This window comes from Pseudomonas arsenicoxydans, from assembly GCF_006438915.1.
GTDB lineage: Bacteria > Pseudomonadota > Gammaproteobacteria > Pseudomonadales > Pseudomonadaceae > Aquipseudomonas > Aquipseudomonas arsenicoxydans_A.
In genome coordinates, this window is sequence record NZ_RCZE01000016.1 from 122304 (window position 1) to 146712 (window position 24409).

Sequence of the window (24409 nt, forward strand, 5' to 3'; positions counted from 1 at the left end):
GGGCTTGCTCGCGAAGGGGCCGGTACAGACACTCCAAGTGTTGACTATGGGTCCACTGCGGCACAGTCTCCCCCGTTCCAGTTTTCACCAAGGAAACAGTCAATGCCCTTCGCAACGATTGATGGTCAACCCCTCTATTACCTGGATCAAGGCACCGGCCCGGCGGTCCTGCTGGCCGGCAGCTACCTGTGGGATCAAGCCATGTGGGCCCCACAAATTGCTGCCCTGTCACCGCACTACCGGGTCATCGCCTTGGACCTGTGGGGCCACGGCGAATCCGGGCCGCTGCCCGCAGGCACGCAATCGCTGGACGACATTGCGCGTCAGGCCTTGGCGTTGCTCGATCATCTGGACATCGATCGCGTCACGCTGGTCGGGCTGTCTGTCGGTGGCATGTGGGGCGCGCGGCTGGCACTGTCGGCACCGCAGCGAATCAACGGTCTGGTGCTGATGGACACCTACCTCGGGGTGGAGCCGGAACCGACTCGCCAGTACTATTTCTCGTTGTTCAAACAGATCGAAGACACCGGCGTGATCTCGACGCCGTTGCTCGACATCGTGGTGCCGATCTTCTTCCGTCCGGGCATCGATCCGCAGTCGGCGCTGTATCAGGATTTCCGCGCGAAGCTGGCTGCGCTGCCGCCGCAGCGTCTGCGTGAAAGCGTGGTGCCGATGGGGCGGATTACGTTTGCGCGGGATGATCTGTTGCCGCGTCTGGGGGCGTTGAATCCTGACACCACGCTGGTGATGTGTGGCGATCAGGACAAGCCGCGGCCGCCGTCGGAAGCGAAGGAAATGGCTGAGCTGATTGGGTGTCCGTCAGTGCTGGTGCCGGAGGCGGGGCATATTTCCAGTCTGGAGAATCCAGGGTTTGTCACTGAGGCGCTGCTGAAGTTTTTGGCTGAGAGAACCTGCAAGACCGTGTAATCGTTCTTCGCGAGCAAGCCCGCTCCCACATTTAACCTGTGTACGCAGGACAAATGTGGGAGCGGGCTTGCTCGCGAAGGCGTCGGTGAATTCACCGGAGCTCCTTCGGGAATGACTACTTAGGTCCCAAAATTTTAGCCAACTTGTCCGGCGAAGGCGCACCTTGCTGCTGTTGCAGCTCACCCTTGTCATCCATATAGAAAATCGCTGGAGTCGCCTGCAACTCCAGGTCTTCCATCAATTGCATGTTCGCCGCCAGTTTCAGCTGAATCGCCGGCGGCACGTCCTTGAGGGCCTTGAGCGAACTCTCCTTGCCAGCCTTCTCGTGTTCTTCCAGCGCTTTGCTCGGATCCTTGGCCGCCAGCAATGCCGCTGATTTGCCCGGGCTGTCTTCGCGAATGATCCCGACCATGATGTGCCGCAATTGCACCTTGCCGGCCTTCACCCACGGCCGCGCCTGTTCCCAGAACACGTTGCAGTAAGGGCAGTTCGGATCGCTGAACAGATAGACGACACGCGGGGCGTCTTTCTTGCCGTCACCGATCCAGTTGCTGGCTTCCATCTTGCCCCAGACTTCCTTGGACATCGGCGCGTAGACCAGTTTCTGCAACGGCGCGGTGGTCAGGTCATTGCCTTCGGCATCGTAGAGATTGCCGAGCAACACGTGCTTGCCATCCGGAGTCAGGTACAGCGCCATGCCACGGTTCTGGTATTGCGCTGCGTAACCGCGCAAGCCATCGGGGGCATCGAACTGGCCGACGATTTTTGCGCCCTTGGCTTCGATCTTCTTGATCGCGTCAGGCAGTTCTTCGGCGGCCTGCACCGACGGCAGGTGCAGCAGGGCGGCGCCGAGGGTCAGCGTCAGCAGGTGGCGGAGGCGGGGCATGGCAGTTTCCTTGAAGAGGTGGACGGTGCGGCAGAAGAAGGGCTGTCGAAGTTTTCCAGGGCGCGGGCCAGACTGGCTTCCGAGAGTTCACCCAAATGGCTGGCCAACAGGCGACCGTCATTGCTATAGAACAGCGTAGTCGGCAAAGCCATGGAACCCACGGCTTGACCCAGACGCCCACCGCCATCGAACAGCACGTTGGTCAGGCTCAGGCCCTGGGTTTCGAGGAACGTGGCGACGCTTTGCATGCTTTCGGCCTGATTGACGAACAGGAACGTCAGGTCCGGGCGGTGTTGCTGGGCGTTTTCCAGTACCGGCATCTCCCGACGGCACGGCGGGCACCAAGTGGCCCAGAGGTTAATTACCAACGGTCCGCCCCGGTAATCGGCCAGTTGCACGGTTTCACCGGCAGCATTGCGCAAGCTGATTTCCGGCAGGCGTGTGCCTTGCTCGTAAATGCTCAGGGAGAAGGTTGCCAGCAGCCAGAACGCCAGGCCGCTACCCACGCCGAATCCCAGAGGGCGGCGCAACCCCGGCCGACGCCAGCCGCGATACAGCGTGGCCAGCAGCAGCACAATCACCCCCGGCCAAGCCAGAAAACCACCGTCGCGCAGGTCGATGATTTGCCACGGATCGTTGCGATAGTGCGCCCAGTAAACGGCGACGAAACTGACCCGGGCCGCCAGCATGCCTATCAGGAACAAGCTGAACAGCACCGACTCGGGGTTCTCGCCGCCCCGTTTGGCCACCCGCCAGCCGACAAACGTCGCCAGCGCCAGGGCACTGATCAGCAGCAAATGGTTAAGCGCGATGGCAAAGGTGCCGAGGGTAAAAGTCAGCATTAACGGGCGTCTCGGGTTGTGGTCCAGCGTTGCAGGAAGGTGTCGGCATCGACCTCGCCGGTGATGCGCTGGCTGCGACGCTCTTCGCCGTCGGCGCCGATCCACAGGAAACTCGGTGGCCCCGGCACTTTATAACGGCCGAGCAGTTCGCGGCTGGCGGCATTGTCGGCGGTCACGTCGAGCCGGAGCAAGCGCACATCGCTCAACGCTTGCATCACTTTGGGTTTGCCGAAGACCCGTTTTTCCATGACTTTGCACGAGGTGCACCAGTCTGCGTAGTAGTCCAGCAGCACCCATTGGCCCTGCGCTTGCGCCGCATCCAGTTCCCGTTGCAGCGCTTGCGGGTCTTTGATCGTGGTGAAGGCCTCGTGGCCAACCGGTGCGGCGGCACTGGCCGTGGTTGAACCGCGATACACCTGCAGTGGCTGAAACAAATCGTCACTGCCACCTGCGGCGCCGATCACCAACAGGCTGCCCCATAAACCCAGCAGCATTGAGCTGGCGCCGAAAACGTGCGCTGTTCGACCGAAACCGCTGGACTGGCTCCAGGCGCTATAAGCCGCTAGCAACAGCAGCGCGCCACACAGACCGATCCATAGCGACTCATCCAGCACCGGGCGCAACATCAGCAGCGCGGTGGCGAGGAACAGGAAGCCGAAGATGCCTTTGAGCAGGTTCATCCAGGCGCCGGGTTTGGGCAGGAAGCGATTACCGATGGTCACCAGCAACAGCAGCGGTACACCGATGCCGATGCCCATGGCAAACAGAATCAGCCCGCCATGCAGCGCGTTACCGCTTTGCGCAATGTAGAGCAGGGCGCCGGCCAACGGTGCGGTCATGCACGGACCGACCAGCAAGCCAGACAAGGCGCCCAGCGCACCGGCACCGACCAGGCTGCCGCCACGCTGATTGCGCGATACGTTTTCCAGGCGGTCGCGAACCGCCACCGGCAGTTGCAGCTCGAAGAAACCGAACATCGGCAACGCCAGCAGAACAAACACGGCCGCAAAACTGCCCAACAGCCAAGGGTTTTGCAGCAACGCTTGCAGGTTCGCGCCAAGCAATGCGGCCAAGACACCCATCGCTGCGTACACCAGCGCCATGCTCACCACGTAGCTGCCTGCCAAAGCAAACCCGCGCTTGGAGGTGGCGCCGCTACCCACAATCAAACCGGCCAGAATCGGCAGCATCGGCAATGAGCAAGGCGTGAACGCCAGCAGCAGGCCCAAGCCGAAAAACACCAGCAAACTCCAGCCCAGCGCCCTCTGTTGCAGGTCGCTGGCCAAGGCTTGATCCGGTGCTTCGTTTGCGACAATCGACGCGATACCGCCCAAATCCACGATCTGGGTCTGCGGCGGATAGCACAATCCGGCATCGGCGCAACCCTGGAAGCCCACCTTGAGTTGACCGGTAGCACCGGCCGGGATCTTCAGTTCCAGACCCTGGCGGTAAACCTGTTGTTCGCCAAAGAACTCGTCACTGTGCGCTTCGCCTTCCGGCAAGACAGGATGCTGATCAGCAGGCAAGCCGTCGAATTTCAGGCGTTTTTGATAAAGGTAATAACCGTCGGTGATCTGCCAGTAAAGCTGGGTTTCACCCGACTCAAGGCGTTCAGACGTGAAAGCGAACGCTTTTTCCACCGGTAGGAATTCAGGTTTGGTATCGAACGGATTAGTCCCTGCCTGGGCCAGACCCGAGATCAAGAGGACAAAAAATACAAACAGACGACTCATGGGTAAGCCTTATCCCTGTGCAAGTGAGAGGCACAATGGGAGGCGGCGATTAACCGATGATTAACCGCACGCCGGTGAATCTTCAGCCGCGCTGCAAGCCTCGCCACGACGTGTCGTTGACCGCGTGAGGGCCGGATTGCACGGTATTGAGCTGCAAGTTATAGACAAGGTATTGGTTGTTGGTCAGGAAGATGTAGAAGTAGTTGTCTGCGAATGTTCGATCTTCTTGTACTCCGGTAATAATACGTTTTAGATAGGGGGTGAGACCGTTCCATGCAGTGCTGGATATTGCTGCCTCGTGCAAATGTTTTTTCTTATAATCAAAAGTTATGTGATTGCCATCACTCAGTATAAATTTGAACACAAACGATTTGCCGATTACATCCCACCACGTTCCAGCGACAATGCGGTCAAAATAGGGAAGTAGAGCAGCCCAGACTGTGTTTTTTACTGGCTTGATGTAACTCGCGCTGTCACTGTCTTGATTGTACTTACAGACGGTCGGCGTGTTGTCCTTATAAAAAAACAGCCATGAAATATCGGTGTCAGAACCTTCAGTTTCACCAGGCAGGTCGGTAGTGGTGAAGCCGAAGCGCAAATTTTTGGCATGAGAATGGAAGTCACCCCAGTTGCCTTGAGAGATAGCGCTGGGGTATCCCTCTGGAATATTTTCATCATTGTTGCTGTATCGAGAGTATTTGTTGATGTCTTTAAAGAAGAAATGAATGCCGTCTTTTCCGGAGCGCCAGTCGACAGTGACAAAGTTTTTTAGTTGGGGCATGTGCTGATTCCTTTCAATAGGTAGAAGACTTTTTGTTTTCTAGATGGGAGTTTTAGTTGTGCTGGGTTTTGAATGTTTAAGTTGTGCTGCGAGATGAAGCTTATCGTTTTGCGGGTATTTATTAGTATGTTTTTTTTCGGGTTGTTTGTTTCGCTTTGCAACTAAGCAGTGTTAAGAGTCGGTGAAGGAAGTCGGTGAGAGAAATCGATACTGTTCGTCAGCCGCCGCACTTGCCATAATTGCGCCTTAATCCTCACCTGTTTGACTCGCGTTTTTACTCCTGGGAGCGCCCATGCACGTACTGGTTTGTGAAGACGATGAGCTGATCGCCAGCGGCATTGTTGCCGGCCTCACCGCACAGGGCCTGACGGTCGAACACGTCGCCACGGCGTCGTCTGCGCGCGCGATGCTCAAGGTCGCTGAATTCGACGTCATGGTGCTCGACCTCGGCCTTCCCGACGAAGATGGCCTGAAGCTGTTGCAGCAACTGCGTCACAACGGCCTGGAGATTCCGGTGCTGATTCTCACCGCGCGCGATTCCGTGACGGATCGGGTCGATGGCTTGCAAGCCGGCGCCGATGATTACCTGCTCAAACCGTTCGATCTGCGCGAACTGGCTGCGCGTCTGCACACATTGCTGCGCCGGGTGGCGGGGCGCAGTGTGAACTTGATCGAACATGGTGCGCTGACCTACGACCCTAGCAGCCGCGAAACCCTGCTCGGCGGTCAACCGGTGGACCTGTCGCGTCGCGAGCAGGCGTTGTTGCAGGCCTTGCTGCATAACCGCGGGCGCGTGCTCTCCACCGAGCAACTCAAAGACAGCGTCTACGGTTTCAATGACGAACTGGAAAGCAACGCCCTCAACGTTCACATCCATCACCTGCGGCGTAAACTCGGTAACGGCATCGTCGAAACCGTGCGCGGCCTGGGCTATCGCCTGGGGCCGGCTGATGGCGGAGAATCTTCGAAGTGATGAGCCTGCGTTTGCGCCTGAGCTTGACCCTCGGCGCCGCTTTTGCCTTGATCTGGGCCCTGGCCGCAGCCTGGATGCTCAGCGACCTGCGTAACCAAATGATGTTTTCCCTCGACCAGCGACTGGTGGCTTCTGCGCGCATGGTCGCCGGCCTGATGGAGCAATTGCCCGCGTTGCCGACCAAGGGCGAGGGCACTCATTTCAGCGCGGAACAACTGAACGTTCCCGGCGGCATGGCCTGTCAGGTCAGTTCATTGCGCGGCGAAATCCTCGCTCGCAGTCACACCGATCCGCAGCAAACCCTGGAAGCCGAGAAAATGGGCTTTCACGACCAAATGATCGACGGCGCACCGTGGCGCAGTTTCACCCTGGCACGCGGCGATCTGCGCATCACCACCGCCGACCGGCAAATCGAGCGCGAGGCGCTGAACATGTCGATCCTGCTGGCCGCGTCGGTGCCGGTGGGTGTGGCGCTGCTCGGCTGTCTGTGCCTGCTGTGGCTGGGCATCGGCCAAGGGCTGGCGCCGCTCAACCGGATGCGTGATGCGCTGATGCGGCGCAGCGCCGATTCCCTCGAACCGTTGCAGATCCAGCCACTGCCCAGCGAACTGCAACCGCTGCTGGACACCCAGAACCAACTGTTCCAGCGCATCGGCAAGACCATCGAACGCGAGCGACGTCTGACCGGTGATGCGGCGCACGAACTGCGCAGTCCGTTGACCGCGATCAAGACCCACCTGCAAGTGGCGCGCATGACCGACGGCGCGGCACGGGATCAATCCCTGGCCCGTGCCGAGGAGGGCGCCGACCGCATGCACCGGACTCTTGAGCAATTGCTGTTGCTGGCGCGGGTCGAGGGCAGTTTGTCGTTTGATGACGGCGTGCAGTGCAGCGCTGAGCAAGTGGCGAAATTGGCTATTCAAGACGCCGCCAGCGGGGATCGGCAACGAATCAAATTGCAGATGCCGAGTCAATTTTCCAGTGCACCGGTGCAAATGCCTGCCGTGTTGTCGATTGCCGCGTTGCGCAACCTGCTGGACAACGCTTTGCGCCATACCCCTGGCGATGGTGCCGTGGAATTGAGCCTGGAAACCACCGGCAATCGTGCGCGTTTTCTGGTTCGCGATCATGGACCGGGGATTGCCGAAGACGATTTGCAACACCTGACCCAACGCTTCTGGCGCAATGGCCAGAGCACCGGTTGCGGCTTGGGACTGGCGATTGTTCAAGCGATAGTCCAGCGCTGCGGATGCACGTTGCGGTTCGACAGCCGACCGGATGGGTTGCGGGTTGAGCTGACCATGCCCCTGCAAACCCTCTAACCCACACCACAGAGCAAGTGTGGGAGCGGGCTTGCTCGCGAAGGGGCCATAACATTCAACATCTATATTGACTGTACCGGCGCTTTCGCGAGCAAGCCCGCTCCCACATTAGATATGTGTTGCACATCAAATGTAACTTCTCTTCATTGGCCTTCTGACGTCCGCCAGCGCTATCGTCCCCGGCAGCTTTTTCTCAATGGATTGAGGTAACAGCGCCATGGAAGCATCGGTTCACATCTGCAAGGCAACCTCCGCCGACGCGGGCATCATCAGCCGTATCGTCGAGCGCTCCATTCGGGTGGGCTGTGCGCTGGATCACCGCAATGACCCACGTACCGTCGCCACCTGGGTCCAGAACAAAACCATCGCACACGTCCAGCCCTGGCTGACTGACCAGCGGTTGTACCTCAACATCGCCCTGTTGCACGACAAACCGGTCGGCGTCGCGATGGCCGCCATCAGCGGCAAGGTCGCGTTCTGTTACGTGCAGCCGGAATGGTTCCGCCGCGGTGTCGGGCAGGCGCTGGTGCGCGACCTTGAAGGCTGGTTGATCGATCACGGTGTGCACCTGGCACGACTCAACAGCACCCGAACCGGCGAGGCCTTTTACCGGCATCTGGGTTACCAGGCGTGTGCTGACACCTTCGCGGTAGCGGGGCTTCAGGCGGTTCCCATGCACAAAGCGTTGTCGACGGTCTAAATCCTTGAGCCCCTGATGCGTTTCCAGAACAGGAAACCTTATTGAGGGGTCGAGAAATGTCAGTCGCTACCAGCCTTATCGAAGATCAGCCGGCCCGGATTGTCCCGACGCCGGCTGAAACGCTGTACCAGTTCAATGAATCGCCGCTGCTGGCCCGTCAAAACCAGCAGGAATCCAATGCCCGTAGCTACCCGCGACGCATTCCCCTGGCGCTGAAACGCGCCAAGGGCATTTATGTCGAGGACGTCGAAGGTCGCCATTTCATCGACTGTCTGGCCGGTGCCGGGACGCTGGCGCTGGGGCACAATCATCCGGTGGTGATCGAAGCGATCCAGCAAGTACTGAGCGATGGCCTGCCGCTGCACACCCTCGACCTGACCACGCCAGTCAAGGACCAGTTTGTGCAGGACCTGTTCGGCCTGCTGCCGCCGGCATTGGCCGCCGAGGCGAAGATCCAGTTCTGTGGCCCGACCGGCACCGACGCGGTGGAAGCCGCGTTGAAACTGGTGCGCACCGCCACCGGACGCAGCACCGTGTTGTCGTTCCAGGGCGGTTATCACGGCATGAGCCAGGGCGCATTGAGCCTGATGGGCAGCCTGGGGCCGAAACAGCCTCTGGGTGCCTTGCTCAGCAGCGGTGTGCAATTCATGCCGTATCCCTACGATTACCGTTGCCCGTTTGGCCTCGGTGGGGCGCAGGGCGTGCAGGTCAATCTGAGCTACCTGGAAAACCTGCTGAACGATCCCGAAGCCGGCGTGCAGTTGCCGGCCGCCGTGATTGTGGAAGTGGTACAGGGCGAAGGCGGGGTGATTCCGGCGGATCTCGACTGGCTGCGTGGTGTGCGTCGCATCACCGAAAAGGCTGGAGTGGCGCTGATCGTCGATGAAATCCAGAGCGGATTTGCCCGCACCGGCAAGATGTTTGCCTTTGAACACGCCGGGATCATTCCGGACGTGGTGGTGATGTCCAAAGCCATCGGCGGCAGCTTGCCGCTGGCGGTGGTGGTTTACCGCGACTGGCTCGACACCTGGCTGCCGGGCGCGCATGCCGGGACCTTCCGCGGCAATCAGATGGCTATGGCCGCCGGTTCGGCGGTGATGCGTTACCTGGTCGAACACAAGGTGTGCGAGCACGCGGCCGCCATGGGTGAACGCTTGAGCGAACACCTGCGCATCCTGCAGCGGGACTTCCCGCACATGGGCGACATTCGTGGTCGTGGCTTGATGCTCGGCGTCGAACTGGTCGACCCGACCGGTGCGCCGGACGCTCAAGGCCATCCGCCGATATTTGCTGCACTGGCGCCGCGGGTACAGCGTGAATGCCTCAAGCGCGGGTTGATTCTGGAGTTGGGCGGCCGGCATGGCGGTGTGGTGCGCTTCCTGCCGCCACTGGTGATCACGGCCGCTGAGATCGATCAGGTGGCCGGGATTTTCGGCCGGGCCATGGCCGTGGCCACCGCCAGTCTCTAAATTTTTTGGCGCCCTGAACGTTCTTTCTAAATAACGGCTGCGCACGCCGCGCACCCCACCCTACAGAGATGGAGAAACGCCCATGACTTCAGTATTCGACCGCGAGGACATCCTCTTTCAGGTCGTGGTCAACCACGAAGAGCAATACTCGATCTGGCCTGACTACAAAGCCGTGCCAGAGGGCTGGCGCACCGTGGGCAAGAGCGGTTTGAAGAAGGAATGCCTGGCTTACATTGAAGAAACCTGGACGGACATGCGTCCGCTGAGTTTGCGTCGCAAGATGGAAGAGCAGGCGGCAGTAGCTCACTGATTGACCGAGCAAAGAAAAGCCCGCTGAACCGAGAAGGTCCGCGGGCTTTTTAATGTCCGGAGGTTGTGGCGTTTCTAAGGACGCCTTCGCGAGCAAGCCCGCTCCCACATTTGATAGGCGTTACACAAATCGAATGTGGGAGCAGGCTTGCTCGCGAAGAACGATGACGCGGTCCAACTGGGTTACGCTCCGTTCAACCCCTTGATCACTAAATCCACATTCCCTTCCAATTCGGCCACCGGATCCACCGCATCCACACTCAACACCACCAACCGGCTACCGGCCTCGGCAATCACCGCTTTCACCACGTCCGAAGGCTGCCGATGATGCAACACCACCGCCACCTCATTGTCCTTCAACATCGCGCCCAATTGCTTGAGCGCTTCGGGCGTCCACTCGGCGTCCGGGCGCGCATCGGTCCCGATCAGTTCCAGATTGAGCCCGCCAATCAAATAGCCGAAGTGATCGCTGAGGCTCATCACACTGAGCGTGTCAGCACTGGCCAGACGCGCTTCGCTGTCGGCACTGAACTTGAGCAAACGCTGTTTCAGCGCCGCCAGGTTAGCCTCGATCGCAGGTTTGGCATCCGGCGCCAGGCGAACCAGGTCGGCGGCCATCACGTCGGCCATCCGCCCCATGTTGTTGCTGGACAACCACGGCTGGCTGTTCAGACCCTCGACCTTGTTGTCTGGCTGCACGGCGATGCCGGGCAGGGCGCCGTCCACCGGGCGCGCCGCGTCGACTTCAACGATGCGTATGTTGCTGCGACGGGAGATCGGGTACAGCGGATCATCCGGCCACAGCGAGCGCAGGCCGATCACTGCATCGGCGTCGGTCGCCAGTTTGGCCAGCGCCGGGGCGCCACGGCCGGTGAAATACGCGGTCTGACGGCTGCCGGGCAGGTTCGCCGGTGCGGCACGTTCAAGGTTGACGTCAGTGCCTTTGAGCAAGACTTCACCCAAGCCGTAAGTGATCGGCAAGGACGCCAGCACGTGCAGCGGTTTGGCGGTGTCCTCCGCAAACGAAGTGTTGACCAGCCCGCAGAGGGCTACGGCCAGGGTCAGTTGACGCAGAGAAAAAGACATTTATCCGAGATTCCCTTTGAGGCTGGGGACGACACCGCGCGCAATGGCGGACAAGGCGAAAGCGATTCCGGCCACCAGAATGATCGCGGCACCGGACGGGATCGGCAGGTCGAACACAATCGGCGCGAGAATTCCGCACAGCGTGCTGACCGTGGCGATCAGCACCGAGCACCAGAAGAAGCCCTTCAGTGATTGGCTGAGCAAGCGCGCGGCGGCTGCCGGAATCACCAACAGCGCGCCGACCAGAATCGCGCCGATGACCTTCACCGCGGCCACGGTGATCAGCGTTACCAGAATCACAAACAGATAATCCAGAGTCTTCACCGCCACCCCGCGCACTGCCGCCAATTGCGGGTTGAAACTGGCCAGCATGATGCGGTTGTACAACGGCAAGGCCAACGCCATGACCAGCGAACCGACAATGGCCAACACCGCCAGGTCATTGCCGTTGACGGTCAACACCGAACCGAACAACACGTTTTCCAGAATGTGCACGTTGATCTTGCCCGCCAGAATCAGCAGCAGGCTCGCGCCCAATGCCAACGACACCGACAGGAACACGCCGATCAAGGTGTCCGGCGCCAGGCCGGTGCGGTTGCGCAGGTAATTGAGCAAAATGCCGAACAGCAGGCAGTAACCAAACAGGCTGCCGTAAGGCCCGGTATAGGGTTCGCCGAGCAGGATGCCGATGGCCACGCCGGTCAGCGCCGCGTGGCCCACTGCTTCGGAGAAAAACGCGAAGCGCTTGACCACCACCAATGTGCCCAAACCGCCCAGCACCGGGCCGATCAACAGGCCTGCGAGCAGCGCGTTGACCACAAAACCATAGGCCAGCGCCTCGGGCAGGTAACCCGACGACGCCCAGCCCTGAACCATCAAACGGAAGGCTTCATAACTCATCAGGCAGCGCTCCGTGGCTGGGTGGAGAACAGGGTCAGCAAGCGTTCCGGGGTCAGTGCCTGTTTCGGCGTGGTATCGAACAACACCCGGCGATTGAGCCCGGTGACGTGATCCGCCAGACGCCCGACGGCCTCCAGATCGTGCTCGATCCACAACACGGTGATGCCGCTTTGGCGCCAGTCGCCGAGCAGCCGTTCGAACACCTGAATACCGGCTTCATCCAGTGCCGACATCGGTTCGTCGAGCACCAGCAGTTGCGGCGCCGGGATCAGCCCTTGAGCCAGCAACACCCGTTGACGCTCACCGCCGGACAACGCACCCATGCGCCGTTTGCGTTTGTCCTGCATGCCGACCCGTTCCAGCGCTTCCCCAATCGCGGCGGCGTAGTGTTTGCTCAAACCGAGGAACGCCGGGCGGCGTTGGCACATGGCCGCCATGAAATCGTCGACGGTCATTGGCAGGCCGCGATCAAACTCCAGCGCTTGCGGCACATAGCCGATGGTCCCAGCTGCGCCCGGCCATTGCAGGCTTAGGCGCCCCTGATGCGGCATCTGCCCGAGCAGGGTCTTGATCAGCGAACTCTTGCCACCCCCGTTGGGGCCGACCAGCGCGTGCACGCTGCCGGGCGAGACCTGAAAGCTCACGTTGTCGAGGATCGTTGTGCGTCCGAGGGTCAGGCAGACCTCCGCGAAATCCAGCGTCGGGCCGGTGCTTTGGACCGAGAGGTTTTCTTGAGCGGTCATTGGCCCGACTCCTGTATCGCCCGGACCACGGTGTTGAGGTTGCCGGTCATTTCCTTTTCGTACTTGTCAGCGGTGTATTCGCCATAGGAAATGTGCGACAGCGGGTACAGCTTCACCCCGGACTCACGCTGAATGGTGTCGACGTAGGTGGAGGGGAAATCCATCTCCGAGAAGATCACTTTCACGTCCAGTTCGCGCAGTTGGTCGATGGTTTTTTTCAACTGGCTCGGGCTCGGTTCGATGCCGTGGGCCGGTTCAACTACCGCAGTGACTTCGAGGCCGAATTCACGCAGCAGGTAATCGTAAGCCGCGTGAACAGTGGCCACGCGCAGTTCGGCGTTTGGCGCCTGAGTCAGTTTCGCCAGGGCGTCGGCGCGCATCTGCCGCAGGCGTTTGCCGTAAGCGCGGGCGTTTTGCGTATAGGTCTTGGCGTTGGCCGGATCAAGCTTGCCCAGCTCCCGGGCAATGTTGTTGACCTGGGCAATCGAGGCGCTGATCGACAGGAACGTGTGCGGGTTGACCACCTTGCCGGCACCACGTGCGGCGACACCGGTGGCGGCCAGCAGCGGCACGTTTTCGTTGGCTTCGATCACCGGGATGTTCGGGGTTTCGCTGGCGGCAATCATGCGGTCGGCGAAGTCGTCATGACCGACGCCATTGAGCACGATCACGTCCAGTCCGCTGATGCGTTTGATGTCTTCGGCGCGGGGCTCGTAGGCGTGCGGATTGAACCCGGCCGGAATCAGCGGTACCACATCGGCCTTGTCGCCGACGATGTTGGCGACGTAGCTGTAATAAGGATGCAAGGTGATGCCGATGCGCAGGCGTTTGCCGTCGTCGGCATGGGCCAGTGGGGTCAGCAGGCAGGCCAGCAAGCCGGCCGATAGCAGGCGCAGGAAAGATGAAATAGGCATGGGAAAGCGGTCTTCTCTCGGGTGAAGGCGAGGGTTCAGTGCCGGTGCTGGCGGGTCACACCGGCATCGAATTGCGCGACGATCAGTTGCCAGCCGGCGCTTTCGAGGGAGGCGTCCGTCAAGTCAGTCGGGGCTTTGAGGTCGGCGGCGCGGTTGAGCCAGATGTCCGGTGCGTCGTCGCCAGCGGTCAGGCGCATCAAAAACGAACCGGCCACGGCAGGTGTCTGGCTCTGGCCGAAGTACGCCTTGGCGTCGAGCAATTGCCAGGCATGGGCGCCACGGCTGACGGAGCTGGCGTCCTGGGCGAACGGTGCAAAGCCTTCTTCGGCGAGGGCTTCAGGTGTCGGCAGGGTTTGCTGTTCCTGTTGCAGCAGGTGAATCTCGTCCAGCGTCACCCGCAGGTCGGCGTAGATCCCTTGCTCGGACGCGCTCAAGTCACGGCGGGCATCCAGTTGATGGCTGCCGACGCTGCTCACGGCCTGGGATTCGTGGCGCCAGGCGACCACCGAACCGGCCACCGCCAGAATCATCAGGCACAACAGCAGCACATAAAGGGTTTCATGGCCGGCACCGGCCGGGCGGACGATCTGTGTGGTGGGCGTACTCATGGGGTTTCGATGTCCGCTTGGTCGATCTCGACGACGTGGCCGGGACCGGCGTCGAACAGCACATAAAATTCCGCGCCGGGTTTCTTGAAGGTCAACGTGGAATCGGCGCCGAGTTTGCCCGGCACCAGAATGGTTTCGTCGTAGCCGATCACGTCCAGGGTCACGCCCGGCGCGCCACTGCCGTCGGAGAAACCGCCGGTGCATTTGATCTGTTCGGCATCGACGGCTTTGCATTCGCACATCGGGTTGTGCGCCAGCGCGCTGGCACTGAAACCGGTGCAGAGCACCAGCAACACGGTTTGGAGTGGGCGAAAAACGCGAATCATGGTTTGCCTCCTTGTTGGTTCAGCCACGCGACGGTGGCCGGCGATGCCTGGTTCAGGGGCAGGGCGGCCTGGTGCATCGCACCGTCCCAGCCTTCCATGGTGATCCACAGCTCGGCGTCAGCCTTGGTCTTTTCAGGGATCGGCAGCATGGCGCCCATGCGATGTGGCGTGCCGAAGAAAATCACCCCGGCGGCCCGCAGGCTGCGCGGTTTGCCGATGCGCAGGTAAGTCGCCTTGACCTGATCGCGGCAGCGGTCGCACAGCGCGGCGGTGAAGTTCTTCATATGGCCGGCCGGTCCGTCGAGTGTGGGGGCCTCATTGCGCAGCTCGGCCAGACGCAGGCTCCACGGACCGACCTGGACGTCTCCGATCTCTCGCTCTCCCAGCCCGGTATCGCCGCGAAACAGCGCCGCGTCAGCGAAGTATTTGGGCATGAACCCCAGCGGCACCAACAACAGCAGGACGTTGATGTGGAAGCGCCATTTGAGCCAGAAGCGGCGCAGCGTGGAGTCCGGTGTTGGCTTGGCGTGCGTGTTCATTGGCTGACCTCCGTGGTGGTTTGCAGCCGTGCGTGTTTGTTGCTGCGCTTGAGGGCGTTGGCCGTGGCGAGGGCGGTGCGTTTGGTCCAGATCAGCAGGCCGCTGAGGACCATCATGCTCAGGATCAAACCGAAGAAGAACCAGATCAGCTTGATCCAGATCCCGCCGAAATCACCGGTGTGCAAGGGGCGCATGGACTCGGTCACCAGCTCCAGGCCGGTGCGGTCCGACAGCAGGCGCGTGGCGGCGACGTCGCCGGTGTACGGATTGATGTCGGCCGTCTGGTACATCAGCGGATACCAGCTGCGCCCGCCCACCGAGAGGTAGCTGTAGGCGTTGGCGGGCAGGCTGACGAAGCTGTCTTCCAGGCCAGGAATGCGTTCCTTGGCCTGGGCAATCGCGGTTTCGAGGCTGATCGTCGGTGCGGGCGAGCCGTCGCTGGTCACCGGTACGCTCTCACGCGGCACCACCAGGGCCACCGGCGCGGTGGAAATCGAGACCTGGTTATCGAACATGAATGCCTGAATCAGGAACCAGGTGCTGGTGATGGAAATCACCGCGATGAACCAGATCGACCAGATACCGCTGAGGCGATGAAAGTCGCCCCAAAAAATTCGTGCGCCATGACGAATGCGCAGGGTTGGTCGGAAAAAGCCTTTCCAGAATTTTTTGTAGACCACCAGCCCGGTGACCAGCGACGCGAGCAACGGCAGGCTCAAGAAAGACACCAGGTACCAGCCCCAGCTGTAACCGTTGGTGAACGGCACCAGCCACCAGCCGTGCAGCGCTCGGGTAAACGCCTTGAAATCGAAGGCCGGGGCGGTGCCCTGAATGACGCCGCTGTACGGGTCGACGTACACCGTCACCGACCGACCGTCGGGATAGCTGACGCTGACGTCGAGAGCGAAGTGGGATTCATCGGGGCGGCTGATGGATTCGACCAGCGTGTCCGGCTCGGCCCTTTTGATGGCCGCGATGATCTGGTCATAGCTGAGCAACGGCGCATCGTCGCTAGGTTGGCTGGCGCGCATTTGCGGGTTGGCCAGCCAGACGATTTCCTGACTGATCACCGCCAATGTGCCGGTGACACAGACAATCAGCACGAAAAACCAGATCGGCAATGCCAGCCAGCTGTGGACCAGAAACCAGAGTTTGGAACGGGATTTCTTCGACATGATTAAAGGTCTTGTATCGATGAGAGAACCTCTGCTGCGGGCTTCCCAGCGTTGAGGTCCATGAAAAGGCCGGCGGTGGCTGCTGCGTGCGCACGCCGACTGCATCTCTATAAGACGGATGAGGATCGAAAATCCCGAAGGGGGAGATGAAAGTAAATGTTTCTTATTGGCGGGTAGTTGTTACAGAAGGAGATTTGCGGTGTTGGGGGTGGCCCTTTCGCGAGCAAGCCCGCTCCCACATTTGATCTATGTCACGGCGAAGATCAAATGTGGGAGCGGGCTTGCTCGCGAAGGGGCCAGAAGCGGCGACAAAGCGCTCAACCCTGCTGAAACATCTCCTTCGCCCGCTGCTCAATCTGCGCTTGAGTCAGGTCTTCCTTGCGCGTGGCCAGGAACCACAAATGCCCATACGGATCCTTCAGCGTCCCGGAGCGGTCGCCGTAAAACTGATCCTTGACCTCGGACACCACCGTGCCGCCCGCATCAATAGCCTGTTTATAGGACTTGTCCACATCCGTCACATACAGATGCAGGCCCACTGACGGCGAGTTGTCAGGATTGCTCAACGGCCCCTGGTCGCACGGCGTGCCAAGCATGATCGGGCAGTCGCCGATCCGCAGTTCGGCGTGACCGATACCGCCATCGGGCATGGCCAGGCGCATGACTTCGATGGCGCCAAAGGCCTTCTTGTAGAACTCGATCGCTTCTGCTGCTTTTTGAATGCCCAGATACGGGGTGATGCTGTGATAACCCTCTGGAATGGGTTTGACGCTCATGATGAATCTCCCTGTTTGTTGTTGTGGGTGGAAAGGTGTCCTGCGCCGATTCCCGGCCGGATAAATATAGGTCAGTGTCGTGCAGGCAGCCGAGTAGCCGACGAGCAGCCTCGCCGTTCAGCCATCAACAGTGCAGCAGCAGATTGCTCGGCTACTTCATCAAAAACGTTTGCAGAAACTGGCCAAGGCGTTGAATTCGGATGAGGTTCGGCAGTTCATCCTGACCCGCTAAAAAGGGCAGATTGCGCCGGGGTTCAGAATCTTTGTTGATTGACAGGACGCTATTTCGGACTTGACCCTGACTCCAGCAGCTGCGCCCCCGGCCCCTGTTCCCCCAGCACATCGCCAAAATTGCGCAACGGACACGCCTCCATCGACAAACACCCACACCCGATGCAGCCATTCAGCTTGTCCCGCAGCAACCTCAGCTGATTGATCCGCTCGTCCAGATCCCGGCTCCACTGCGCCGACAACACCTTCCAGTCCGCCGCCGTCGGCGCGCGATTATCTGGTAGCGACTTCAGCGCGTCACCAATCTCGGCCAACGGAATCCCCAGGCGCTGGGCCACTTTGATCAGCGCGACCCGCCGCAACACTTCCCGTGGATAGCGCCGCTGGTTGCCCTGATTGCGCGTGCTTTTGATCAACCCCTTCGATTCATAAAAGTGCAGCGCCGTGACCGCCACACCGCTGCGGGCGGCCAATTGGCCGACGGTGAGTTCCTTGTGCAGATTTTCCGGGGCGATCATTTAAAAATCCTGCTTGACCTCTAGTTAACTAGAGGTTTTACCCTGCAGGCCTTCGGATCGCAAGATCCGCCTGACATGTGAGGGGGACTATTCATGCAACCGTCAGAGAACAATCGCAGTTTCACCCAACTGATCGAGTTCGAGATCGAACCGCATCAGCAACCTGCGCTGGTGTCGGCCTTGTCTGACCAGACCGAGCGCCTGGCCCGGGATTTCAGTGGTTTTTTGAGTGCCAGCATCCAGGCCAGCGACGATGGCCGGCGCGTGCTCAACTACCTGCAATGGCAAACCCGCGCGGCGGGAGAGGCGGCCTTTCGCAGTTTCGAAAGCGGCGAACAGGATTTCTGGCAACTGATCCGCGCCCATCAGGCGAAGACCGTGACGTTCGGCTCGTTCCATGTGCTGCACAGCCTGGCGCTCAGCCGAGACAACGCGCTGCACTGCCGCCTGGTGGGCTAAATCGACAGCTGCATCACCCGCTCGCCCTGGACATTCTCCATCACCCGGCGCTTGTTCACGGCCAGTTCGCCGATCTTGATCAGCCGCGTGCGCGTGACGTTTCGGCTCAGGCCCAGCAGGGCAGCGGTGTGCACCTGGTTGTAATGGCAGAAGCGATAGGCCGCGCGCAACAAGGCGTCTTCGACTTTTTCGTGCAGCGCGCCGGCCTGTTCTGCGAAGAGTTTTTGAAAGGCTCGATCCAGCAGGGTTTCCGGTGAATCGTCGACGCTGGTGTGGCAGTCGTCCTGGCGCTCGATGCGCATGTTGGACAGGCGCAAATCATCGCGTTCGATCACGCCGTTGCGGCAGATCAGCAGCGTGTGGTGAATGACGTTTTCCAGCTCGCGGATGTTGCCCGGCCAACTGTAGCTGCGCAGTTTCAATTCGGCTTCTTTGCTGATGGTGATGCTGCCGTAGCCCAGGCGCCGGCTGTAGGCGTCGACGAAATGTCGGGTCAGCGGCAGGATGTCGCCGGGACGCTCGCGCAAGGGGCTCAGCTCCAGGCTGACGACGTCGAGGCGGTAATAAAGGTCTTCGCGAAAATGCCCGGCGTTGATGGCTTTTTCCAGTTGCACGTTGGTCGCGGCCAGTACGCGCACGTCGATCGGAATGCTTTTGCGCGAACCGAGCCGCACCACTTCGCGCTCCTGCAACACGCGCAGCAGCTTGACCTGAATCGCCATCGGCAAATCGCCGATTTCATCGAGGAACAAGGTGCCGCCATCGGCCTCTCAAACCAGCCGGCCTTGGCGCTCAACGCGCCGGTGAAGGCACCTTTTTCGTGGCCGAACAGTTCGGCCTCGACCAGCGATTCGGAGAAGGCGCCGCAGTTCACCGCCACGAACGGCCGGTTGCGCCGGGCGCTGAGGTTGTGAATGTGCCGCGCGACCAGCTCTTTGCCGGTGCCGGTTTCGCCGATGATCAGCACGCTGGCTTCACTGGGCGCGACTTGCTGCAGATGGGCGAGCAAGGCTTGGGATTTCGGGTCTTCGAACACCTGCGCGGTGGCGCGGATCGAGGTCGCCAGCGCGGGCGAAGGCGGTAAGGTCAGCAGTTGCATGGGGTTCGCTCCATGAAGAGAAGGCTATGAATAGAAAGTCGGAACGGGCAGGGCCTGGTTCGGCGCCCAGTCACCCAGCTCATGGAGTTTGTAATCCACCGGGTCGTGCAGGGTTTGCGTGCGCAGGTTGCGCCAGCGACGGTCGAGTCGCAGGGACGCGTGAGTCGAGCGCGCACCGGTCACTTCGAACAGTCGGCTGCACAGCCCCAGACCATTACGCGTGGCAGCGACCTTCGCCGTGGCGATGGCGGTGGCCAGATGTCCGCGTTCTTCGGCGCTGAGAGTCGGGCCTTTGGCCCAGGCTCTGTCGAGCAGTTCGGCGGCGCGTTCCACCAGCAATCGAACGCCTTCGAGGGCGACCCAGAATTCGCCGTAATGGCCGAGGACATAAGGATCCTGACGCACTTCGTGAGCCGTGGATTTGTGCCACGGCCGGGTTTCGGTGAGCGTGTATTTCCGCGCTTCTTCGAAGGCGCCTTCGGCGATGCCGAGGAACATGTGGGTGAACGTGAGTTGGGCAATCAAGGGCCGCTGGTTTTGGGACTGCTGCGCAGTCCAGCGGGAGTAAGCCCCCTCGCCACAAAGTTCCCAGTCTCAAAGAGGGGTGTGTTGGTCACGCCGTGGCTTTGGTGGGCAGCACATCATTGGCAATCATTTCGCCAAAGGGCCCGGTCAGGTTGGTGGTGCCGCGTCCCGCCAGGCTGGCGTACGGCTCCGGCAATAACGGGAACACCCACTCGGCAAACCGATAAGCCTCTTCAAGATGCGGATACCCGGAGAAGATGAAACTTTCGATTCCCAGGTCCGCGTACTCCTTGATCCGCGCCGCCACTTGCTGCGGATCACCAACCAACGCCGTCCCGGCACCGCCCCGCACCAGACCGACACCGGCCCAGAGATTGGGGGCAATTTCCAGATTGTCGCGACGTCCGTCATGCAACGCCGCCATGCGTCGCTGACCTTCGGAGTCGAACCTCGAGAACGACTTCTGCGCCGCCGCGATGGTTTCATCGCTGATGTGCTCGATGAGTTTGTCCGCCGCTTTCCAGGCCTCGTCGGCGGTCTCGCGCACGATCACATGCAAGCGAATCCCGAACTTCACGGTGCGACCCTTCCTCGCCGCACGTTCACGCACATTCGCCAGTTTTTGCGCCACGGCGTCCGGAGGTTCGCCCCAGGTCAGGTAGACGTCCACCTGCTCGGCGGCCAACTCATGGGCGGCTTCGGAAGATCCGCCGAAGTACAGCGGCGGGTAGGGCTTTTGCACCGGCGGATACAGGGCCTTGGCGTTTTGCACCTGAAGGTGTTTGCCTTCGAAATCCACCGACTCGCCTTGCAGCACCCGGCGCCAGATCTGCAGGAATTCATCGGTGACTTCGTAGCGCTCGCTGTGGTCGAGAAAAATACCGTCACCACGGTTTTCATCCGGGTCGCCGCCGGTCACCACATTGATCAGCAATCGGCCATTGGACAGACGATCCAGCGTGGCCGCCATGCGCGCCGAGACGGTCGGCGAGATGATCCCCGGGCGGATGGCCACCAGATAACGCAGGCGTTCGGTCAGCGGCACCAATGCCGAAGCAATCATCCACGAGTCCTCGCAGGAACGCCCAGTGGGAATCAGCACACCGTGATAGCCAAGGCTGTCGGCGGCCTGGGCCACTTGCTTCAGGTAGTTGAGCGTGACCGGGCGTGCGCCCTGGGTGGTGCCCAGGTAATGGCCGTCGCCGTGAGTGGGCAGGAACCAGAAAACATCCATGAAGAAATCCTTAAGCTATTTTCAGCAGATTTTTGCGGTGCACGCCGAACAACGGCGCGGCGCGTTCTGCAGCAAGACGAATGCGGGCCTTCAAGGGCTCACTGGTGATTTGGTAGTTGAAGAAATCGGCTTCGGTGGCGTAGACGCCAATCGGCAGGGTCAGGGCCTGGAAGAAACTGAACAGTGGGCGCAATTGATGATCGAGGACCAGCGCATGGCGTTCGCTGCCACCCGTGGCCGCCAGCAACACCGGCGTGTCGATCAGGGCATTGAGGTCGATCAGGTCGAACAAGTGCTTGAGCAATCCCGGATAGGAGCCGCGATACACCGGCGCGGCAACAATCAGCAGGTCGGCGTTCTCGATCGCTTGCAACTGGGCTTCAATCTCGGCGCTCAACTCTTGTCGCGAGAGTGCCGCACCCAGGGCGCGAGCGATGTCGCCGAGTTCGATCAGCCTGCTCTCGATCGGCAATTGCTCCGACAGTTCGCTCAAAAGCGCCTGAGTCAGCACCAGGGTGCGAGACGGGCTCCAGGTTCCGCCCGACAGGGCGACGACTTTCAGCGCGCGGGACATGATCAGTTCCTTTTTCAACAGTTGCTCGGGGAGCAGTGAGTAGTTCTTGGGTTGAGCAAGAGCTGTACCAAATCCTTCGGGCCCCTGTTTACGGGGCCTTGAGCATGTTTGTTGGCTGGCGCAGTACTGTTTTCGGGGCTGTTTGCCGGATGACTGTTGCCTGGCAAACAGTTGTTCCGGCAACAGTTCGTGAAGTGATGGTGTTGTTATAAAGGCTGTTCAATATTCCGTAAAAGACATTAAATAAATATTTATAGATCATAAATGAATATATCTGGGCGTAGCAGGAGAGGGTTTGCCTGAGTCGATAGCCACTATTGAAAGCGTTGATTTCTGCCCGCGAAGCCGCGCGAGTAGCCTGTGTTCATTCCCCCGAACCCAGATGCAGGACGCCAACCATGAAACCTCTAATCGCCACTTCCTTGCTGCTGGCAATCGCTGTTCTTGCCGGATGTGCCAGTCATGTTTCGCCGGAATTACGGCCCTACACCGCCGAAGAATCCAAGGAATTGGCGCTAGAGGATCTGAACCGTCGTGGTCTGTCCTTCGAGGAGTACCACGCGAAGAAAGCCGCATTGCTCGGTCAACCGCAAAAGTCGTTCAGCTTCGACAAACAGGGCGAGATGAACGCCGAACGTGCTGTACAGCTACACGGTCGACCAAGCTGATCGAAAACTGTACCGCTCGAAGTTTCACGTAACTGTCCATGGGTTTCCGGCAAGGTGTGCGATAGGGTCTTAACACCCGACCGACCCTGATGGACTGCCGCTCATGACGCTCTCACTCGATCTGCTGATGGGCTTCGCCCTGTTTGCGCTCGTCACCTCGATCACTCCCGGCCCCAACAACACCATGTTGCTGGCATCGGGCGTGAACTTCGGGTTTAACCGCACCATCCCGCACATGCTGGGCATCACCTGCGGCTTCTTTGTCCTGGTGGTCGCCGTCGGATTCGGCCTCGGCGCCGTGTTTCAAACCTATCCTTTGCTCTACACCGTGTTGCGCTACGTCGGCGCGGCGTATTTGCTGTATCTGGCATGGAAAATCGCCCGTTCAGGTCCGGTCTCCGAGAGCGAGAAGGGCGAAAGCAAACCCATCACTTACCTCGGCGCAGCGGCGTTCCAATGGGTCAATCCCAAGGCGTGGATCATGGCCATCGGTGCCATTAGCACTTACACGCCGATGCAGGGCTATTTCACCAATGTGATTGTCATTGCTGCGGTGTTTGCCGTGATCAACCTGCCGAGCGTCAGTGTCTGGGCCGGTTGCGGCACACTGTTACGCAATGTGCTGAAAGATCGCCGCTGGTTGCGCCTGTTCAATTGGGGCATGGCGGCGCTGCTGGTGGCTTCGCTGTATCCGTTACTTCTTGAAAGCTTTAGCTGACGCATTGCTTCAACCGGTTGCCCGATGCCTGTTAAGCTCGACTTCAGGAGCGTTCCTACGCACTTTTAAATGAAGTTGTTCTTCTTTAACGGCTTCCGATCAGGTATTTCTAACGTGCTGAAATATCGGCGCAGCTCACAAGGCTGCGCCTTGACGTTTCCGTCTTGAGCTTCCTGATCCCGGAACACGCTCTGCGAGTCTTTTATGAATAAGCGTCCGTTGTATTTCGATTACGCCGCCACCACGCCGGTGGATGAGCGAGTCATCAAGGTCATGGTCGAGTGTCTGGGTTATACCGGCAATTTCGGCAACCCCGCGTCCAGCTCCCATGCCTATGGTCAGCAAGCCCGACAGTCGGTCGAGCACGCCCGGCAGCAAGTCGCCGAACTGGTCGGCGCCACGACGCAGCAGATCGTCTGGACCTCCGGCGCCACCGAATCCAACAACCTCGCGCTCAAGGGCGTGGCCCAGGCCCGCGGTATCAGCGGCGGGCACATCATTACCAGCCAGATCGAACACAAGGCGATTCTCGACACGGCGAAGCAATTGCAGGACGCCGGTGTTGCAGTGACGTATCTGGTGCCCGACGCCGAGGGTCTGATCACGGCGCAAGCGGTCAGCGAAGCGATGCGCGAAGACACCTTTCTGGTGTCGCTGATGCTGGTCAACAACGAACTGGGCACGGTCAACGATATCGCTGCTATCGGTGAAGTCGTGCGTGCACGCGATGCGCTGTTTCATGTCGACGCTGCTCAAGGCGCGGGCAAAGTGGCCATTGATCTGGCACGCCTGCCGGTGGACCTGATGTCGTTTTCCGCGCACAAGATCTACGGCCCCAAAGGCATCGGTGCGTTGTACGTCGGCCCGCGCGCGCAGCAACGCTTGCAGGCTCAGATTCACGGCGGTGGTCACGAAGGCGGGTTGCGCTCCGGCACCCTTGCGACTCATCAGATCGTAGCAATGGGCGCGGCCTTCGCATTGGCTGCCGACGTGTTCGATGAAGAGAAGGCCACGATCGTGTGCTTGCGCGAACGTTTGCTCGAGCAACTGCTGAGCCTTCCTGGCGTTCGCCTCAATGGCAGCCCGACCCAGCGCATTCCCCATACCCTGAGCCTGACCTTCAGTGAAGGTGAGTTCAATTCTGCGGCGTTGAGCCATTCGATTGCCTTTTCTGCGACGTCGGCCTGCAACTCCGCCAGCAACGTTCCTTCCCATGTGCTGCTGGCCCTGGGGCATGACGCCCGCTCGGCGAGCCGTACGATTCGTTTGAGTCTCGGCCGGTTCACCACCGAACAAGATATCGACCAAGCGGTACAACTGATCAAAGCGGCCTGCGCCAGTGCCCCGGCATTCTGGCAGTAGCGCCTTAAAGCG

At 60.2% G+C, this 24409-nt stretch carries 26 protein-coding genes and 2 pseudogenes; 10 read left to right on the forward strand and 18 right to left on the reverse strand.

Annotated features, from left to right (window positions below):
- Positions 1-102 precede the first annotated feature (102 nt).
- Positions 103-927 (forward strand): alpha/beta fold hydrolase, encoded by an 825-nt coding sequence (locus tag EAH78_RS27960; protein ID WP_140670997.1) that lies wholly within the window; start codon positions 103-105, stop codon positions 925-927.
- Between the two features lie 115 nt (positions 928-1042).
- Here the strand turns inward: EAH78_RS27960 and dsbG are convergent, their stop codons facing one another.
- The 4 genes from dsbG to EAH78_RS27980 all read right to left on the reverse strand — a co-directional run bounded on the left by dsbG (position 1043) and on the right by EAH78_RS27980 (position 5169).
- A complete protein-coding gene (gene dsbG, locus EAH78_RS27965; protein ID WP_140670999.1) occupies positions 1043-1813 on the reverse strand; it encodes a thiol:disulfide interchange protein DsbG in 771 nt (256 codons plus the stop codon).
- Positions 1789-2655 carry a TlpA disulfide reductase family protein gene (locus tag EAH78_RS27970; RefSeq protein ID WP_140671001.1) on the reverse strand — a complete coding sequence of 289 codons (867 nt, stop codon included), beginning with the start codon at positions 2653-2655 and terminating at the stop codon, positions 1789-1791. Before EAH78_RS27970 ends, dsbG begins: the two co-directional genes overlap by 25 nt.
- Positions 2655-4388, reverse strand: a complete 1734-nt coding sequence (gene dsbD / locus EAH78_RS27975) for a protein-disulfide reductase DsbD (protein ID WP_140671003.1) — start codon at positions 4386-4388, stop codon at positions 2655-2657. The genes EAH78_RS27970 and dsbD overlap by 1 nt, the downstream gene beginning before the upstream one ends.
- An 82-nt stretch (positions 4389-4470) precedes the next feature.
- On the reverse strand, positions 4471-5169 hold the full coding sequence (locus EAH78_RS27980; protein ID WP_140671005.1) for a hypothetical protein: 699 nt from the start codon (positions 5167-5169) through the stop codon (positions 4471-4473).
- Positions 5170-5461: 292 nt separating this feature from the next.
- Here EAH78_RS27980 and EAH78_RS27985 point away from each other — a divergent pair, with 292 nt between their 5' ends.
- From EAH78_RS27985 to EAH78_RS28005, 5 genes are all read left to right on the forward strand, one after another.
- Positions 5462-6142 carry a response regulator gene (locus tag EAH78_RS27985; RefSeq protein WP_140671008.1) on the forward strand — a complete coding sequence of 227 codons (681 nt, stop codon included), beginning with the start codon at positions 5462-5464 and terminating at the stop codon, positions 6140-6142.
- Entirely contained in the window at positions 6139-7464 is a 1326-nt protein-coding gene (locus EAH78_RS27990; protein ID WP_140671011.1) for an ATP-binding protein, read from the forward strand. Before EAH78_RS27985 ends, EAH78_RS27990 begins: the two co-directional genes overlap by 4 nt.
- Before the next feature lie 217 nt (positions 7465-7681).
- Positions 7682-8164: a GNAT family N-acetyltransferase gene (locus EAH78_RS27995; protein ID WP_140671013.1), complete on the forward strand. Its 483-nt coding sequence runs from the start codon at positions 7682-7684 to the stop codon at positions 8162-8164.
- A 56-nt stretch (positions 8165-8220) separates the two neighbouring features.
- On the forward strand, positions 8221-9633 hold the full coding sequence (locus tag EAH78_RS28000; RefSeq protein ID WP_140671015.1) for an aspartate aminotransferase family protein: 1413 nt from the start codon (positions 8221-8223) through the stop codon (positions 9631-9633).
- A gap of 82 nt (positions 9634-9715) precedes the next feature.
- Positions 9716-9943: an MbtH family protein gene (locus EAH78_RS28005; RefSeq protein WP_027925781.1), complete on the forward strand. Its 228-nt coding sequence runs from the start codon at positions 9716-9718 to the stop codon at positions 9941-9943.
- Between the two features lie 182 nt (positions 9944-10125).
- Here the strand turns inward: EAH78_RS28005 and EAH78_RS28010 are convergent, their stop codons facing one another.
- The 10 genes from EAH78_RS28010 to soxR all read right to left on the reverse strand — a co-directional run bounded on the left by EAH78_RS28010 (position 10126) and on the right by soxR (position 17758).
- Positions 10126-11028, reverse strand: a complete 903-nt coding sequence (locus EAH78_RS28010; protein ID WP_140671018.1) for a metal ABC transporter substrate-binding protein — start codon at positions 11026-11028, stop codon at positions 10126-10128.
- Complete coding sequence (locus tag EAH78_RS28015; RefSeq protein WP_027925783.1) at positions 11029-11928, reverse strand: metal ABC transporter permease; 900 nt, start codon at positions 11926-11928, stop codon at positions 11029-11031.
- On the reverse strand, positions 11928-12671 hold the full coding sequence (locus EAH78_RS28020; protein ID WP_140671020.1) for a metal ABC transporter ATP-binding protein: 744 nt from the start codon (positions 12669-12671) through the stop codon (positions 11928-11930). The genes EAH78_RS28015 and EAH78_RS28020 overlap by 1 nt, the downstream gene beginning before the upstream one ends.
- On the reverse strand, positions 12668-13585 hold the full coding sequence (locus EAH78_RS28025; protein ID WP_140671023.1) for a metal ABC transporter substrate-binding protein: 918 nt from the start codon (positions 13583-13585) through the stop codon (positions 12668-12670). Before EAH78_RS28025 ends, EAH78_RS28020 begins: the two co-directional genes overlap by 4 nt.
- Before the next feature lie 35 nt (positions 13586-13620).
- Positions 13621-14193 (reverse strand): DUF6162 family protein, encoded by a 573-nt coding sequence (locus tag EAH78_RS28030; protein WP_140671026.1) that lies wholly within the window; start codon positions 14191-14193, stop codon positions 13621-13623.
- On the reverse strand, positions 14190-14519 hold the full coding sequence (locus EAH78_RS28035; RefSeq protein WP_140671028.1) for a hypothetical protein: 330 nt from the start codon (positions 14517-14519) through the stop codon (positions 14190-14192). The genes EAH78_RS28030 and EAH78_RS28035 overlap by 4 nt, the downstream gene beginning before the upstream one ends.
- Positions 14516-15058: a thiamine pyrophosphate-binding protein gene (locus EAH78_RS28040; RefSeq protein WP_140671030.1), complete on the reverse strand. Its 543-nt coding sequence runs from the start codon at positions 15056-15058 to the stop codon at positions 14516-14518. The genes EAH78_RS28035 and EAH78_RS28040 overlap by 4 nt, the downstream gene beginning before the upstream one ends.
- Positions 15055-16233 carry a PepSY-associated TM helix domain-containing protein gene (locus tag EAH78_RS28045; protein ID WP_140671032.1) on the reverse strand — a complete coding sequence of 393 codons (1179 nt, stop codon included), beginning with the start codon at positions 16231-16233 and terminating at the stop codon, positions 15055-15057. The genes EAH78_RS28040 and EAH78_RS28045 overlap by 4 nt, the downstream gene beginning before the upstream one ends.
- Positions 16234-16550: 317 nt before the next feature.
- A complete protein-coding gene (locus EAH78_RS28050; protein WP_140671034.1) occupies positions 16551-17009 on the reverse strand; it encodes a VOC family protein in 459 nt (152 codons plus the stop codon).
- A gap of 281 nt (positions 17010-17290) precedes the next feature.
- Positions 17291-17758: a redox-sensitive transcriptional activator SoxR gene (gene soxR, locus EAH78_RS28055; protein ID WP_140671036.1), complete on the reverse strand. Its 468-nt coding sequence runs from the start codon at positions 17756-17758 to the stop codon at positions 17291-17293.
- A gap of 93 nt (positions 17759-17851) precedes the next feature.
- Here soxR and EAH78_RS28060 point away from each other — a divergent pair, with 93 nt between their 5' ends.
- Positions 17852-18217 (forward strand): antibiotic biosynthesis monooxygenase, encoded by a 366-nt coding sequence (locus EAH78_RS28060; RefSeq protein ID WP_140671038.1) that lies wholly within the window; start codon positions 17852-17854, stop codon positions 18215-18217.
- Here the strand turns inward: EAH78_RS28060 and EAH78_RS28065 are convergent.
- The 4 genes and pseudogenes from EAH78_RS28065 to msuE form a co-directional block, all read right to left on the reverse strand.
- A pseudogene (locus tag EAH78_RS28065) lies at positions 18214-19316 on the reverse strand (sigma-54 interaction domain-containing protein). The gene EAH78_RS28060 and the pseudogene EAH78_RS28065 overlap by 4 nt on opposite strands.
- Positions 19317-19340: 24 nt before the next feature.
- Positions 19341-19847, reverse strand: a pseudogene (locus tag EAH78_RS28070) (acyl-CoA dehydrogenase family protein); the annotation flags it as partial.
- An 82-nt stretch (positions 19848-19929) separates the two neighbouring features.
- A complete protein-coding gene (gene ssuD, locus EAH78_RS28075) occupies positions 19930-21075 on the reverse strand; it encodes an FMNH2-dependent alkanesulfonate monooxygenase (protein WP_140671040.1) in 1146 nt (381 codons plus the stop codon).
- Between the two features lie 10 nt (positions 21076-21085).
- Positions 21086-21649 (reverse strand): FMN reductase, encoded by a 564-nt coding sequence (msuE, locus tag EAH78_RS28080; RefSeq protein WP_140671042.1) that lies wholly within the window; start codon positions 21647-21649, stop codon positions 21086-21088.
- Positions 21650-22047: 398 nt separating this feature from the next.
- On the opposite strand from msuE, the gene EAH78_RS28085 reads away from it, so the two are divergent.
- The 3 genes from EAH78_RS28085 (at position 22048) to EAH78_RS28095 (ending at position 24397) form a co-directional block, all read left to right on the forward strand.
- Positions 22048-22317: a hypothetical protein gene (locus EAH78_RS28085; protein ID WP_140671044.1), complete on the forward strand. Its 270-nt coding sequence runs from the start codon at positions 22048-22050 to the stop codon at positions 22315-22317.
- Positions 22318-22420: 103 nt separating this feature from the next.
- Positions 22421-23035 carry a LysE family translocator gene (locus tag EAH78_RS28090; RefSeq protein ID WP_140671046.1) on the forward strand — a complete coding sequence of 205 codons (615 nt, stop codon included), beginning with the start codon at positions 22421-22423 and terminating at the stop codon, positions 23033-23035.
- Positions 23036-23239: 204 nt separating this feature from the next.
- Positions 23240-24397 (forward strand): aminotransferase class V-fold PLP-dependent enzyme, encoded by a 1158-nt coding sequence (locus EAH78_RS28095; protein ID WP_140671048.1) that lies wholly within the window; start codon positions 23240-23242, stop codon positions 24395-24397.
- Positions 24398-24409 lie beyond the last annotated feature (12 nt).